The sequence below is a fragment of the Stenotrophomonas sp. genome, assembly GCF_059505245.1.
Map to the genome: position 1 here is coordinate 108,378 of NZ_JCACKF010000010.1, position 13,742 is coordinate 122,119.

Annotated in this window: 14 protein-coding genes; 7 read left to right on the top strand and 7 right to left on the bottom strand. The window is 66.6% G+C overall.

What is annotated here, in order from left to right; genetic code table 11:
- Nucleotides 1-90: 90 nt before the first annotated feature.
- On the top strand, nt 91-1,359 hold the full coding sequence (locus tag AC5JLE_RS03665) for a hypothetical protein (protein ID WP_496065049.1): 1,269 nt from the start codon (nt 91-93) through the stop codon (nt 1,357-1,359).
- 54 nt (nt 1,360-1,413) lie between these two features.
- Here AC5JLE_RS03665 and AC5JLE_RS03670 read toward each other — a convergent pair whose 3' ends face one another.
- From AC5JLE_RS03670 to AC5JLE_RS03680, 3 genes are read right to left on the bottom strand one after another with little or no spacing between them, the layout of a single operon-like run.
- A complete protein-coding gene (locus tag AC5JLE_RS03670) occupies nt 1,414-2,742 on the bottom strand; it encodes an XVIPCD domain-containing protein (protein ID WP_197574413.1) in 1,329 nt (442 codons plus the stop codon).
- Nucleotides 2,739-3,392, bottom strand: a complete 654-nt coding sequence (locus AC5JLE_RS03675; protein WP_014647564.1) for a hypothetical protein — start codon at nt 3,390-3,392, stop codon at nt 2,739-2,741. Before AC5JLE_RS03675 ends, AC5JLE_RS03670 begins: the two co-directional genes overlap by 4 nt.
- 43 nt (nt 3,393-3,435) lie before the next feature.
- On the bottom strand, nt 3,436-4,092 hold the full coding sequence (locus AC5JLE_RS03680) for a hypothetical protein (RefSeq protein ID WP_262217548.1): 657 nt from the start codon (nt 4,090-4,092) through the stop codon (nt 3,436-3,438).
- A 258-nt stretch (nt 4,093-4,350) separates the two neighbouring features.
- Here AC5JLE_RS03680 and AC5JLE_RS03685 point away from each other — a divergent pair, with 258 nt between their 5' ends.
- The gene (locus tag AC5JLE_RS03685) at nt 4,351-4,857 is read left to right on the top strand and encodes a GNAT family N-acetyltransferase (RefSeq protein WP_262217547.1); all 507 of its coding nucleotides are present in this window, start codon (nt 4,351-4,353) and stop codon (nt 4,855-4,857) included.
- Between the two features lie 33 nt (nt 4,858-4,890).
- On the opposite strand, the gene AC5JLE_RS03690 is transcribed toward AC5JLE_RS03685, so the two are convergent.
- Nucleotides 4,891-5,328, bottom strand: a complete 438-nt coding sequence (locus tag AC5JLE_RS03690; RefSeq protein WP_014647561.1) for an acetyltransferase — start codon at nt 5,326-5,328, stop codon at nt 4,891-4,893.
- Nucleotides 5,329-5,396: 68 nt separating this feature from the next.
- Complete coding sequence (locus tag AC5JLE_RS03695; RefSeq protein ID WP_069118271.1) at nt 5,397-6,164, bottom strand: NAD(P)H-dependent oxidoreductase; 768 nt, start codon at nt 6,162-6,164, stop codon at nt 5,397-5,399.
- 78 nt (nt 6,165-6,242) lie between these two features.
- Here AC5JLE_RS03695 and AC5JLE_RS03700 point away from each other — a divergent pair, with 78 nt between their 5' ends.
- From AC5JLE_RS03700 to AC5JLE_RS03720, 5 genes are all read left to right on the top strand, one after another.
- Complete coding sequence (locus AC5JLE_RS03700; RefSeq protein WP_126411094.1) at nt 6,243-6,602, top strand: winged helix-turn-helix transcriptional regulator; 360 nt, start codon at nt 6,243-6,245, stop codon at nt 6,600-6,602.
- A 75-nt stretch (nt 6,603-6,677) separates the two neighbouring features.
- Entirely contained in the window at nt 6,678-7,202 is a 525-nt protein-coding gene (gene tadA, locus AC5JLE_RS03705; RefSeq protein WP_014647558.1) for a tRNA adenosine(34) deaminase TadA, read from the top strand.
- 75 nt (nt 7,203-7,277) lie between these two features.
- Entirely contained in the window at nt 7,278-7,850 is a 573-nt protein-coding gene (gene orn / locus AC5JLE_RS03710; RefSeq protein WP_014647557.1) for an oligoribonuclease, read from the top strand.
- A 170-nt stretch (nt 7,851-8,020) separates the two neighbouring features.
- Complete coding sequence (locus tag AC5JLE_RS03715) at nt 8,021-8,893, top strand: EcsC family protein (RefSeq protein ID WP_049441668.1); 873 nt, start codon at nt 8,021-8,023, stop codon at nt 8,891-8,893.
- 208 nt (nt 8,894-9,101) lie between these two features.
- Entirely contained in the window at nt 9,102-10,217 is a 1,116-nt protein-coding gene (locus AC5JLE_RS03720) for an alkene reductase (protein WP_142234919.1), read from the top strand.
- An 89-nt stretch (nt 10,218-10,306) separates the two neighbouring features.
- On the opposite strand, the gene AC5JLE_RS03725 is transcribed toward AC5JLE_RS03720, so the two are convergent.
- Together AC5JLE_RS03725 and ppsA are read right to left on the bottom strand one after the other, a co-directional pair.
- Nucleotides 10,307-11,200 carry a mechanosensitive ion channel family protein gene (locus AC5JLE_RS03725; RefSeq protein ID WP_496065050.1) on the bottom strand — a complete coding sequence of 298 codons (894 nt, stop codon included), beginning with the start codon at nt 11,198-11,200 and terminating at the stop codon, nt 10,307-10,309.
- A 148-nt stretch (nt 11,201-11,348) separates the two neighbouring features.
- Nucleotides 11,349-13,727 (bottom strand): phosphoenolpyruvate synthase, encoded by a 2,379-nt coding sequence (gene ppsA / locus AC5JLE_RS03730; RefSeq protein WP_241884528.1) that lies wholly within the window; start codon nt 13,725-13,727, stop codon nt 11,349-11,351.
- Between the last annotated feature and the right edge of the window lie 15 nt (nt 13,728-13,742).

Here is a 13,742-nt window from a genome sequence, read left to right on the forward strand (position 1 = left end):
TGCCGGCGGGCAGGGTGCCCGCTGGCGCTTTACGTACGACGCGTGGCGCCCTGTGGCGCCGACATGGAAACCCACCCGTAAGGACACCACATGCGAATCGTTCCCCCGAATGCCCGCCACGCCGCTGCCCGCTGCAATGCACCCGTGCGTCGCCTGCCGCCGCTCTGGCTGCTGTCACTTGGACTTGCCGCAGCGTCGGCACAAGCTCAGGAGGCAGCGGCGCCCGTCGTGGAGACGCGCCCCGCTGCCGAGGCTACCGTTGAGGCGCCTGCAGGGGCGGCGCCCGTTGCAGCGCCCGCGGCGGCCGACGCCGTTGTCGCGGCGCCGGCTCCCGAAGTACCGGCTGCCGGGACACCCCCTGCGACACCGGTGGTGGACACGCAGCCGGCGCCGGCTGCGGACCCGGCGCCTGCGCCCGTTCCGCCCGCAGCGGCGGCGCCTGTGGCTGCACCGCCTACAGTCGTCGAGTCAGCGGTCCCGGCGGTAGCGCCGGCACCGCCTGCATTGGCCATCGTGCCGTTGCCGCCCGAGCAGGCGACCGAGCGTGCGCTCGGTGCCCGCTGCCCGGTGGATCTGGCCGGGCGGCTGGCGAGCCAGGGCGACCTGCTGATCGGCGCCTGCCAGGGCACCATGCCGGCGCATCTGGCTGCGATGCTGGTCGCGCTGCCCGAGCAGGACATCCACCTGCCGCGCAGCTGGCGCGAGCGTGAGGTGCGGCAGAAGGCCTGGTTCAAGGCGGTGCCGGGCTACGGCCAGCGCCCGGACTTCATCGTGCGGATGGGCGACATCTGGGTGCGCTCGTTGGAAGGGCGCGACGCCGACAGCACGTTCTACCTGGTGTCGGCGCCGTTCACCTGCAGCGACCAGGTCGCCAACCGTGATGAGTACGGCGCGGAGCCGGTCCGCGTGCCAGCGGGTGATTGCCGCGAGGCCTATGTGGGCCAGCGTGTGTACCAGGTCCGCGGGGACGCGGCGCCGAGGGATGTGACCGCCGATGCCATGCCTGTCATGCCGCAGCAGACGGAAGCGGATCGTGCGCGGCAGCTGTCGCGTGAGGGACGGATCAGCCTGGACCACAGCAAGTTGCAGTATGGCCCGGCCATGCGCTGGTTCGTGCAGTATCCGGAGTCGGCGCAGAAGGGTGGTCCGCGCGCCTACGGTGACTGGAACCGCGAGCACATCGCGTTCGTGGTCTGGACCGGCGATCGCTTCGAGCTGCGCGACAAAGTCGCGCGGGCGCAGTGGCCCTGTGATCCGGTGGCGCCCGGCGATCGCGCCTGCGGTGGATTCCCGGATTCCGGGCCGGATCTGTTCGTGACGGCCGGAGCATCGCTGCCGGTGGCGGCCTCCAGCCCCTGAACCAGAGTGCCGATGTACAACGGGAGCCGGAAAGACCGGCTCCCGTGCTGTCCATCAGGCCTGCAGGCTGCGGGTCTGGTTCTGCTGCTGTTCCAGCTGCTGGTCGCGCTCCAGTGCAAGGCGCTGACCTGCGGCCTGCTGGTCGATGCGCTGGCTGCTCTGTTCCAGCGGTGTGTTCATCGCCACCGCCGTATCCACTGACACGCGAAGGTGGGCCGGGTCACCGCCCTGGCCCTGCACGGCGAAGCTGCGCGAGGCATCGGCATTCATGACCACCTCGTCGATGCGCTTGCCGCCCGCCGCATGCATTTCGGCGGCCAGGCTGCCGGCCAGTTGCGTGCTCATTACGTCTGGTACCCGGCCGACGCGGACGTCCTGCGCGTGCACGCCACGGATCGCGTCGTTGAACAGTGGGTTGCCCACGTGGTTGGCATCGTCCATGCGCAACATGCTGGTGTGATGGCCGTTCTTCTCCGCTTCGCGGCGTGCCGGCTCACCGGGCTGCAGCGGGCCGCGGATATGGTCGTACAGATCGACGGCGCCGCCCGGAATGCCGCGCGCCGCGCGGGTGACACCACGGCGCAGTGATTCAACGTCGTCGCGGTACTCCTCGATCATCCTGGCGTTGTCTTTTGCCAGCTTCTGCGTTTCCGGGTGTTTCAGCACCGAGCCGTCGCCGAGGAAGTTGCCCAGCTTGTGCGCGCCGAACGAGCTGCCTGCGGCGATGATCGGCCGGTCAGGGATAAGGGCGCGCAACGAGTGATTGCTGAAGCCGTTTGCGGCGAGTGTCTTGATCTCATCCGGCTTGGCGTAGATGCGCACTTGGCCGAAGTGCGGCGAGGCAGAGCTGACCGGATCGGAGGCCATGACATGGTTGATCATGGTGTTGCCGCCTTCCGGGATGCGGTAGCTGAGGCTGACCGCGCCATAGGCGTTGAAGGTCTCGCCCTTGACGTTGAAATGGTGCGAGGTGATCTGGGCCAGCGCGCCACCGAGAGAGTGGCCGGTGACGGTGACTTCGGGTGGGCGCTGTCCGAGATCCTGCCCCTCCTTCTTGGCGTAGGCCAGGGCGCGTTGGGTCAGCGCGATGGCGTCCGGTGCCTGGACGTTGGTGCGGGCGACAACCATGCCACCATCGGTCAGGATCGCATCGCGGGCGATCTGTTCGGTGCCGCGATGTGCGACGACAATTTCATTGGTGTCGACTCGCTGGTAGATCGTTCCCTGATAACCGTTCAATCGATTATCAACGTGCTCGAGGATCTTGTACTCATGCCCGTTGATCGCTACGAGCTCTTCCTTGCCGGGAGCGCGTCGACCGACCGCACGGTCCTTGTACACGTCGTCGGAAATACCCGCATAGTCTTGGCTGCTGAGGCTCATTGGCGGACCTCATTGGCTTCAAGTGAAGCCGAGAACAGCGAATTCTGCAGCTCAGGGCGGAACTTGGTGGGGTCTTCTTGGCCGCTTGCGCCGTAGTCAGGAATCTCGTTCACGCGCGGATAGTCCGAACGAGGATAGTGGCGAGTCTCGGTCTCGCCTTTCACGAATGGCGCTGCTTCAATAAATGAAAGGAAACGCGTCTCGCCCTCGGCCCCCGTCGCCTTCAGCATCGCGCCTGCACCGGTGAACTCCCACTTGCAGACACCGCGACCGTAGTAATCCTCATCCAGCATGCGGTCGATGTATACAGTGCCCCGGTACTCGCCATCAGCGACCTTGCGCAGTTCCACCGGTTCCTGGCTGGTAATCCGTGCAGCCGTGCCGGTGGCCGGCTCGATATAGCCACACTGGTCTTCGTTGGTGACGTCGTACTGCGCGACACCTTCGACCACCGCGAAATCGCCCGGGGCGTCCTTCAGGCGCAGCACCAGTTCATAGGCCTTGCGCGGGCTGGGGTTGAGCTTGGCGAGGCCGCGCCCACCCTGGGCGACATCGGCTTCAGCAGCGGCACGTTCCTGGTTCATGGCGGTCTCCGGATGGCAGGCGGTCAACAGAAGCAGAGCAAGGCACGGAATCATCTTGTGGCGCAATGTCGGCCTCCTGGTGTGTAGGGGGAAATGTGGCACTGGCAGCTCATGGCGCGAGCGTCCGCACAGTGGTTGTGGTCGAGAACAGCGCGTCGCGCAGTTCCTCCTTGTAGGCCGACGGCTCTTCTTTGCCGCTGGCAGGGAAGTTGGCAGCGAGCTCGGCGCGGGGATAAGCAGTCTTCGGATAGTAGAGAGTCAACGGCGATCCCGCGTCCATGCGCTTCTTGTCGATGAACGTCAGGAATCGCGTATCAGCTTCGCCGGTCGTGGCACGCAACATCGCGCCAACGCCGGTCAGCGTCCAGTGGCACGTACCGCGATCGTAATAGTCCTGGTCCTGCATGCGGTCGAGGTAGAACGTACCGCGGTATTCGTTCTCGCCCGTCCTGCGCAGTTCCACCGGTTCCTGGCTGGTGATGCGGCTGGCCGTGCCGGTGGACCAGATGACCCTCCCGCAGTCTCCGTAGTTGCTCACGTCATACTGGGCCACGCCCTCAACAACCGCGAACGGGCCCGGTGCATCCTTCACTGTCAGCACCAGCTCATAGGCCTGCTTCGGCGCCGGGTTGAGTTTGGCCAGGCCGCGTCCACCCGCGGCGACGTCGCGCTCTGCATCGGCGTAGGGCGAGCATGCCGCCAGCAGGACGAGGGCGAGCACTGCCAGCAGCGGCCGTCCCCTGTGTGCGAGGTGCGCTACACCCATGGCCCGATCCTGCATGGTGCGTCCATGTCCGTCTATCCTTCCTGGGTGGCAGGTTTCTCGATTATGGAGCGTGCCGGGAGCCCTGTGCCACCCTTGGAGACGGATTTTTGACGCTCCCGGGGCGCGCCGCCGGCAGATCGCTTGCCGCACAGGGCATCCGATCGTCGCGTTGGCTCTGACGCCGACGCAGGTTCGCAGCTGAATCCGTGACCGGAATCGATCATTCACATGTCCATCACTTCATCAAAGGTGTTGTCCTTGAACTGCACGATCCGCTCTGAAACCCGCGAAGACCACGCTGTCATCCATGCACTCACCGAGGCGGCCTTCCGCGAAGCCCCGCACAGCAGCCACACCGAGCAGTTCATTGTGGATGCGCTGCGTTCGCGTGGAGAGCTGAGTCTTTCGCTGGTCGCCGAGAAGGACGGACAGGTCGTCGGGCACATCGCGCTGTCGCCGGTGACGATCAGCGATGGCAGCACCGGCTGGTTCGGCCTCGGGCCAATCTCGGTGCTGCCGGACTGGCAGGGGCAGGGCATCGGTGCGGCGCTGATGCACGCGGCGCTCGGCGCATTGCGTGAGCAGGGGGCACAGGGCTGCGTATTGCTGGGAGAACCCGCGTATTACGGTCGATTCGGATTCCGCGCCGAGCCGGGCCTGGTGCTGCCGGGTGTGCCGCCAGAGTACTTCCAGGCGCTGTGCCTGCGGCCACCGATGGCGCAGGGAGAGGTGCAGTACTCGCCGGCATTCGAGGCCACGGCCTGATGATCGGGGCGGGCCTCGAACATCCGTCGAATGTCAGCCGTTGTACCGGAGATGGATCAGGGGATACGGGCGGCCCTGCGAATCCAGCGGTGAACGTCCGGTTTCGACGAAGCCCATGCGCTGGTAGAAGCCGACGGCCTGCGCGTTCTGTTCGTTGACGTCGGTACTCAGCTGCGGATGCAGGGCCAGCGCGTGCTGCAGCAACTGCCGGCCGATACCGGTGCCGCGTACGTCCGGATCGATGAACAGCGCTTCCATGTGCGTGCCGTCGATCAGCATGAAGCCAAGGGGGCGGTCCTGAGCGTCGACGGCCACGGTCATCGGAGCCTGCGGCAGGAAGCCGGCGACTTCGCCATCGATGGCCTGGCGGTCGTCGGCGCTGAGGAAGTTGTGGGTGGCGTCGACGGCGCGGCGCCAGAGGTCGACGAGGGCGGCGCCGTCGTCGGCGCGCGAGGGACGGAGGGTGGTCATGGGTTCACCAAGGTGCTTGCAAAGAGCGCGTAGTATGGCGCGTCCCGACCCAGCGCGCAGGCGTGGATTCATCCGGTGTTGCGATGGCGGATGAAGGGGCTGTAGGCAGTGGCCTCCGCGCGCAGCACCACGCCATCCTCGAAATCGCCGCTGTCGTTGAAGGGCACGGTGGGCCACCGCGGCCATTGCGCCAGGCGTTCGCGGTAGTAGTGGGTTGCTGCAGCCAATGCCTCGTCGTGTGCCTGCACGCGCTCCGCTGCCAGCCCGGAACGCACGCCATGCACCAGATGCGGCTCCAGCACGTCGAAGCCGACGTAGCGCAGGCTGTACATCAAGGGCCACAGCAACAACCGGGTATCTCCCTCGCGGCCGTCGACGGCGCAGGCCCGTGCCGATGAGCCGGTGGTGACGCTCAGCAACGCACGCTTGCCGCGCATCGCGCCGTGCTCGTGGCGCAGGCGGCTGTTGTACATCGGCCCGTAAACCAGCACGCGATCCAGCCAGCCCTTGAGGATTGCCGGCGGCGCGAACCACCACAGCGGGAACTGCAGGATGACCAGATCCGCGGCCTGCAGCAGCTGCAGATGGCGCTGCACATCGGCGGGCAGCCGACCCTGTTCGGCGCCGTGGCGTTGTTCGCGCTGGGCATCGAAACGGCCGGGCTGCAAGCGACTTGAATGATGGCGGGCCGCTTCCAGCGGATCGAAGCCCTCTGCATACAGGTCGACCACGTCCACCTGCAGCGCGTCATGCCGCAGCTGTTCGGCGGCCTGTGCGGCCAGGTGGGCGTTGAAGGAGCGGGGTTCGGGATGGGCAAGCAGGATCAGGGCGCGCATGGGGCGAGGTGTTCGAGGAGTGTGCGACCATCCTCGCGGCGCCGGTATGCCCCGGCAATTACGCACCTTGAGGTAACCATGGCCTACCCGGGCGATGTCTATGCCGCCGATTGCTCGGCACGCGATGCGCTGGCGCTGATCTCCGGCAAGTGGGTGATGCTGCTGTTGCCGGCGCTGGCGCAGGGCCCGCAACGCAATGGCGCGCTGCTGAGGAAGATCGAAGGGATCTCGCAGAAGGTGTTGACCCAGACCCTGCGGCAGCTGGAGCGCAACGGCCTGGTCGAGCGGTGTGATCTGGGCAGCAAGCCACTGCATGTGGAATACCGGCTGACCGAGGTCGCACGTGGACTGGTTGACACGCTGTCCGCCCTGGACCGTTGGGCCGAGCACAATTTCCCGGCGCTGGACGCCGCCCGCGAGCGCTTCGACGCGCGTTAGCGGCGCCTGCACGGCCGCGGGCGTACAATGCGGCCCCGGCGGCCATCCTGGCCCTGCAGACACGCGAGAACCGCCATGACCGACGCCCTGGGTGTACCGGTGCACGACGCCGATGAACACTGGATGCGCCATGCGCTGGCGCTGGCCGAGCGTGCGCAGCGCGAGTACGACGAGATCCCCGTTGGTGCGGTACTGGTGGGCGCCGATGGCCAGCTGCTGGGCGAGGGCTGGAACCTCAACATCGCTTCGCACGATCCCAGTGCGCATGCCGAGATCGTGGCCATGCGGGCCGGTGGCACGCGGCTGGCCAATCATCGGCTGCTCGGCAGCACCCTGTACGTGACCCTGGAACCGTGCGCGATGTGCGCGATGGCCATCGTGCATGCACGCGTTGCCCGCCTGGTCTACGGCGCCAGCGACCCCAAGACCGGCGCCTGCGGCAGCGTGTTCGACCTGCTGGGCGATGCCCGCCACAACCACCGGGTGGAGATCCACGGTGGGGTGCTGGCCAAGGAGGCCAGCATGCGCCTGACCAACTATTTCCGTGCCAAGCGTGGCAAGCCGCCGCTGCTGCTGGAAGACCATGCCGGCGAGGCCTGAGGGGGCGAACCGGTATGATGGGCGCCTCTTTCCATCACCGGCAGGCCGCGCGCCTGCCCAGCAACGAGGCGACACATGGCGGACAACGGCGCGGCCAACGAGCGACTGATCTGGATCGACCTGGAAATGACCGGGTTGGATACCGACAACGATTCGATCATCGAGATCGCCACCGTGGTCACCGATGCCCAGCTCAACGTGCTGGCCGAAGGGCCGGAATTCGCCATCCACCACCCGCTGGAAACGCTGGAAGCGATGGACGAGTGGAACCGCAACCAGCATCGCCGCTCGGGCCTGTGGCAGCGCGTGGTGGACAGCACCACCACCCTGGGCCAGGCCGAGGCGCAGACGGTGAACTTCCTGGCGCAGTGGATCCCGGCCGGCCTGTCGCCGATGTGCGGCAACTCGATCTGCCAGGATCGCCGCTTCCTGCACCGCCAGATGCCGCGACTGGAGAAGTACTTCCACTACCGCAACCTGGACGTGTCCACGGTGAAGGAACTGGCCAAGCGCTGGGCGCCGAGCGTGGCCGCTGGCGTCGGCAAGAACAGCAACCACACCGCGCTGAGCGACGTGCACGATTCGATCGCTGAGCTGCGCCACTACCGCCAGTTCATGGGCGCGCTGTCGGGGCTGCCGGTTGCCTGAACAACGACGCCGGGCATGGCCCGGCGCTATCGGATGACACGCCAACGGGTAGTGCCGGCCGCTGGCCGGCAAGGCGCCGGGGTCGGATCCCTTTCCTGCGGAAAGGGCTCTGACCCCTCTGTCGTACCCCGCGACGAACCGTTCAACTTCCTGGCGCTAAGATCGGCGCCATGAACGAGCCGATCCTGCTCCCCCGCGACATCGCCCATGACGCCCGCGACTGGTCCGACCTGCAGCGCGCGGTGGCCCTGCTGGAAGCGCCGACCCTGACCGCGCGCATGGCCAACCTGGTCGGCACGCCGCTGGAGTTCGCGGTGAAGGCGCTGCCCAGCTCGGTCTCCAACCGCATCCACGGTGCTGTGCAGGCGGCGCTGAGCAAATCGGCGCAGGCCGCGCTGTGGAGCATGGACAACACCCCCGGCAAGGGGGCGTCCACCCGCTGGCACAAACTGGCGGCGGCCACCTCGGGCGCGGTCGGTGGGGCCTTCGGCTTCGCGGCCTTGTTCATCGAGCTGCCGGTGTCGACCACCATCATGATGCGTGCGGTGGCCGACGTGGCCCGCAGCGAGGGCTTCGACCTGTCCGAGTTCAGCACCCGCCAGGCGTGCCTGGAGGTGTTCGCGTTGGGCGGCAACTCGCCGCGCGATGATGCCAGCGAGACCGGCTACTACCTGGCCCGCGGCTTCACCACGGATGTGATGCGCCACCTGTCGGCCGAGCTGGCCGGGCGCGTGGTGACCGGCCGCGACCTGACCCTGGGCGTGGCGCCAAAGGAAGCTGGCAAGCTGCTGGCGAAGATGGTGGAAAAGGTGGCGGCGCGCTTCGGCGTGGTGGTTACCGAGAAATTCGCTGCGCAGGCGGTGCCGATCGTCGGTGCCGCCGCCGGTGCAACACTGAATACCATGTTCACCGACTACTACCAGGACATGGCGCGCGGCCACTTCATCGTGCGCCGTCTCGAGCTGAAGTACGGGGAAGACGTGGTGCGCGCCTGCTATGACCGCGTGGCGCATGGCGGCGTACTGATCGAGCCCACGCTGTAACCGGCTTCGGGGTCGGAGCCCTTTGCGTTGCAAAGGGATCCGACCCCGGTTGCGCGCGGGGTCGGATCCCGTTCCGCAGGAAGGGGCTCTGCCCCCCGGCCGGTCATCCTTGCCTTGGGGGAACAATTGTTTTGCCAGTACATGCCTGTTGCCTGGCAGCTGGCATCCCCATCCTTTGCGGCAGTCCCCCCCGCAAGAGATCGCCGCCATGTTGTTCACTCCCCACCGCTTGGGCGCCTTGACCCTGCCCAACCGCATCGTGATGCCGCCGATGACCCGCTCGCGTGCCGCCGACGGCAACGTCGCCACCGCGGACATGGCCGCCTACTACGCCCAACGCGCCAGTGCTGGCCTGATCGTCAGCGAAGGCACCCAGATCAGCCCGCAGGGCCAGGGCTATGCCTGGACCCCGGGCATCCACAGCCCGGAACAGGTGCAGGGCTGGCGCCGGGTGACCGATGCGGTGCACGCCGCTGGCGGCCGCATCTACGCCCAGCTGTGGCATGTGGGCCGGGTCTCGCATGTGGCCCTGCAGCCGGGTGGTGCCGCCCCGGTGTCGTCGTCGGCGCTGCTGGCCGAAGGCGTGAAAGTGTTTGTCGACCCTGCAGGCGCTGGCCCGGAAGCGGGCGTGGGCGAGATGATCCAGCACTCGATGCCGCGCGCGCTGGCCGAGGACGAGATTCCGGGCATCATCGCCGACTATGCACAGGCCACCCGCAATGCACTGGCCGCCGGCTTCGATGGCGTGGAGTTGCACGGCGCCAATGGTTACCTGATCAACCAGTTCATCGACTCGCAGGCCAACCGGCGCACCGATGGCTATGGCGGCGCGTTGCAGAACCGGCTGCGTTTCCTGCGAGAGGTCGTGCAGGCGGTGACGGCCGTAGCCGGTGGTGACCGCGTCGGTGTCCGTCTGGCGCCGCTGACGACGTTGCAGGGCGCGGTGGACGATACGCCACAGGCGACCTATCTGGCCGCGGCGCACCTGCTGGGTGAGCTGGGCGTGGGCTACCTGCACATCGCCGAAGCCGACTGGGACGATGCACCGTTGATGCCGGTGGCGTTCAAGCAGGCGCTGCGCATGGTCTACCCGGGCACGCTGATCTACGCCGGCAAGTACACCGCCGAACGCGGCGAGCAGGCACTGGCTGAAGGCTGGGCTGACCTGATCGGCTTCGGTCGCCCGTTCATCGCCAACCCGGACCTGCCGGAGCGACTGCGTACCGGTGCGGCGCTGAATCCGCCGGATCGTGCGACATTCTTTGGCGGTGGCGCGGCGGGCTTCACCGATTATCCGACGCTGGAAGAGAGCGTCGCGGCCTGATCCTGGACGCTGCCGGCCAGCGGCCGGCATTCCGATGTCGTATCGCCGATGGGTGGGTGCCGACCGTTGGTCGGCACTACCGGCATGGATCAGGGCTTGTCGCGCACCAGCGCGTCAGCCTCTATCACGCCGCCATCCTTTCCATGCAGGTACAGGTGCATGTCCTGCTGCGGGTACGGGATGTTGATGCCGGCCTTGTCAAAGCCCAGCTTCAGCTGCTCCAGCAGCGTGACCTTGGTACCGAACCAGTCGGCCGACTTCACGTAGCAGCGGATGCCGAGGTTGATGGCGTGCGCGCCCAGCTCATACACCACCACGTCCGGTGCCGGTGTCTGCAGCACGCGTGGGTCGGCCTTCATCAACGCCAGCGCGGTATCGCGCGCCAGCTGGATGTTGTCTTCATAGCCGATGCCGATCACCAGTTCGACGCGGCGCGTCGGTTCGGCGGTGAGGTTGATGATCGGTGCGGCAGTGATCAGCGTGTTCGGAATGGTGGTGTGCTGGTTGTCGGCACCGGTGATGACGGTCTGGAAGATGCGCACTTCGCGCACCGTGCCGGTCTGTCCGGCCACGGTGACCACATCGCCCACACGGAACGGTCGCAGCGTCACCAGCATCACGCCCGAGGCGATGTTGGACAGCGAATCCTTCAATGCCAGACCGACGGCCAGGCCAGCGGTACCGAGCACGGCCAGCAACGGGGTGATCTGCACGCCCAGCGTGCCGATCGCCAGCACCACCACGATCACAAGCGATGCGGCATACACCACGTTGCGCAGGAAGCTGCCCAGCATCGGGTCCACACCCATGCGAGCCGTAGCGCGCGGCATCGCGTTGGACAGGCGTCGTGCCACCCACAGGCCCACCAGCAGCACCACGATCGCGGCCAGCAACGGTACGCCGTAGGTTTCCAGCAGGCGCTCCCAGTTGAGCGAGTGGAACCAGGGCGTTGCGGCGGGGGCGGGTGGGGCGGCGGCGATCATGCGGGAGTTCCTTTGCTGCTGAGGGACAGGCGCGAGGTGCGCGTGGCGTGCACGGACGCCAGAAACAGCAAGCCCCGCAGAGGCGGGGCTTGCGTGCGGCAGCAGTATGGGCGGACGTCGATGAAAGCGACGTCAGCCCATTACGGCATCAGCCGTTGGCCTTCAGCTTGGCCAGGCGCAGCCAGGTATCGACCACGGTGTCCGGGTTCAGCGACACCGACTCGATGCCTTCCTGCATCAGCCATTCGGCCAGATCCGGGTGATCGGACGGGCCCTGGCCGCAGATGCCGACGTACTTGCCCTTGGCGCGTGCGGCCTTGATCGCCATCGACAGCAGCTTCTTCACTGCCGGGTTCCGTTCGTCGAACAGGTGCGCGACGATCGACGAGTCGCGGTCCAGGCCCAGGCTGAGCTGGGTCAGGTCGTTGGAGCCGATCGAGAAGCCGTCGAAGATCTCCAGGAACTCATCGGCGAGCAGTGCGTTGGACGGCACTTCGCACATCATGATGATCTTCAGGCCGTTCTCGCCCTGCTTCAGGCCGTTCTGTTCCAGCACCTCGACGACCTTGCGGCCTTCCTCCAGGGTGCGCACGAACGGAATCATGACCCACAGGTTGTCCAGGCCCATTTCGTTGCGCACGCGCAGCACGGCCTTGCACTCCAGCGCGAAGGCGGCCGAGAAGCTCGGGTCGACGTAACGGCTGGCGCCGCGGAAGCCGATCATCGGGTTTTCTTCGTGCGGCTCGTAGTTGCTGCCGCCGATCAGGTTGGCGTACTCGTTGGACTTGAAATCCGACAGGCGCACGATCACCGGGTTCGGTGCAACCGAGGCGGTGAGCGTGGCGATGCCTTCGGCCAGGCGGTCCACGTAGAAGCTGACCGGATCACCGTAGCCGGCGATCTTCTCGTCGATCTTCTTCTTGGTCGCCGCATCCTGGCGGTCGTATTCCAGCAGCGCGTTCGGGTGGATGCCGATGTGGCTGGCGATGATCATTTCCAGGCGAGCCAGGCCGATGCCGGCGTTCGGCAGCTGGCCGAAGTCGAAGGCACGTTCCGGGTTGGCCACGTTCATCATGATCTTCAGCGGTGCCGGCGGCATGTTGCCCAGATCGGTGGTGGTGCGCTCGAAGCCGAGCTTTCCTTCGTAGATGAAGCCGGTATCACCTTCAGCGCAGCTGACGGTGACCAGCTGGCCATCTTCGATCACCTTGGTGGCGTTGCCCGAACCGACCACGGCCGGCACGCCCAGCTCGCGCGCGATGATCGCGGCGTGGCAGGTACGGCCGCCACGGTTGGTGACGATGGCCGAAGCGCGCTTCATCACCGGTTCCCAGTCGGGATCGGTCATGTCGGCGATCAGTACGTCGCCCGGCTGCACGCGGTTCATGTCGTCCAGCGTCTTCACCACGCGGGCCACGCCCGAGCCGATCTTGGCGCCGACGGCGCGGCCTTCGGCCAGCACGTTGCCGCCCTTTTCGGTCAGCGCGAAGCGCTCGATCTGGGTGGCGTGGCTGCGCGACTTCACCGTTTCCGGGCGCGCCTGCACGATGAACAGCTTGCCGCTGACGCCGTCCTTGGCCCACTCGATGTCCATCGGGCGGCCGTAGTGCTTTTCGATGACCAGCGCCTGCTTGGACAGTTCCTGCACGTCCTCGTCGCTGATCGAGAAGGTGTTGCGCAGTTCGGCCGGGGTGTCCTCGATCCTGACGCGCTCACCCGGAACATCGGAATACACCATGCGGATCGCCTTGCTGCCGAGCGAGCGGCGCAGGATCGCCGGCTTGCCGGCCTGCAGGGTGGGCTTGTAAACGTAGTACTCGTCCGGATTGACCGCACCCTGCACGACCATTTCGCCCAGGCCGAACGAAGAGGTGACGAACACCACGTCGCGGAAGCCGGACTCGGTGTCCAGGGTGAACAGCACGCCGGAGGAACCGACGCCCGAACGCACCATCAGCTGCACGCCGGCGGACAGGAACACGTCCTCATGCTTGAAGCCGTGGTGGACGCGGTAGGCGATGGCACGGTCGTTGTACAGCGAGGCGAACACTTCCTTGACCTTGTGCACGACATCGTCGGCACCGGTGACGTTGAGGAAGGTCTCCTGCTGGCCGGCGAAGGAGGCATCCGGCAGATCCTCGGCGGTGGCCGACGAACGCACGGCCACGGCCACGTCGCCGCCGCCGTTTTCGGCGCTCAGCTTGGCGTAGGCGGTGCGGATGTCCTGGTCCAGCTGCGGCTGCAGCGGCGCATCGATCACCCAGCTGCGGATTTCCTTGCCGGCGGCGGTCAGCGCGTTGACGTCCTCGACGTCCAGCGTGGCCAGCTTGTCGAAGATGCGCTTGGACAGGTCGTTGTGCGCGATGAAGTCCTTGAAGGCTTCAGCGGTGGTGGCATAACCGCCCGGCACCGAAACGCCCAGACCGGCCAGGTTGCCGATCATCTCGCCCAGCGACGAATTCTTGCCGCCTACGCGGGCCAGATCGGCCAGACGCAGTTCGTGCAACCACAGGATGTTCTCGTTCAAGCGCGATGCTCCGTT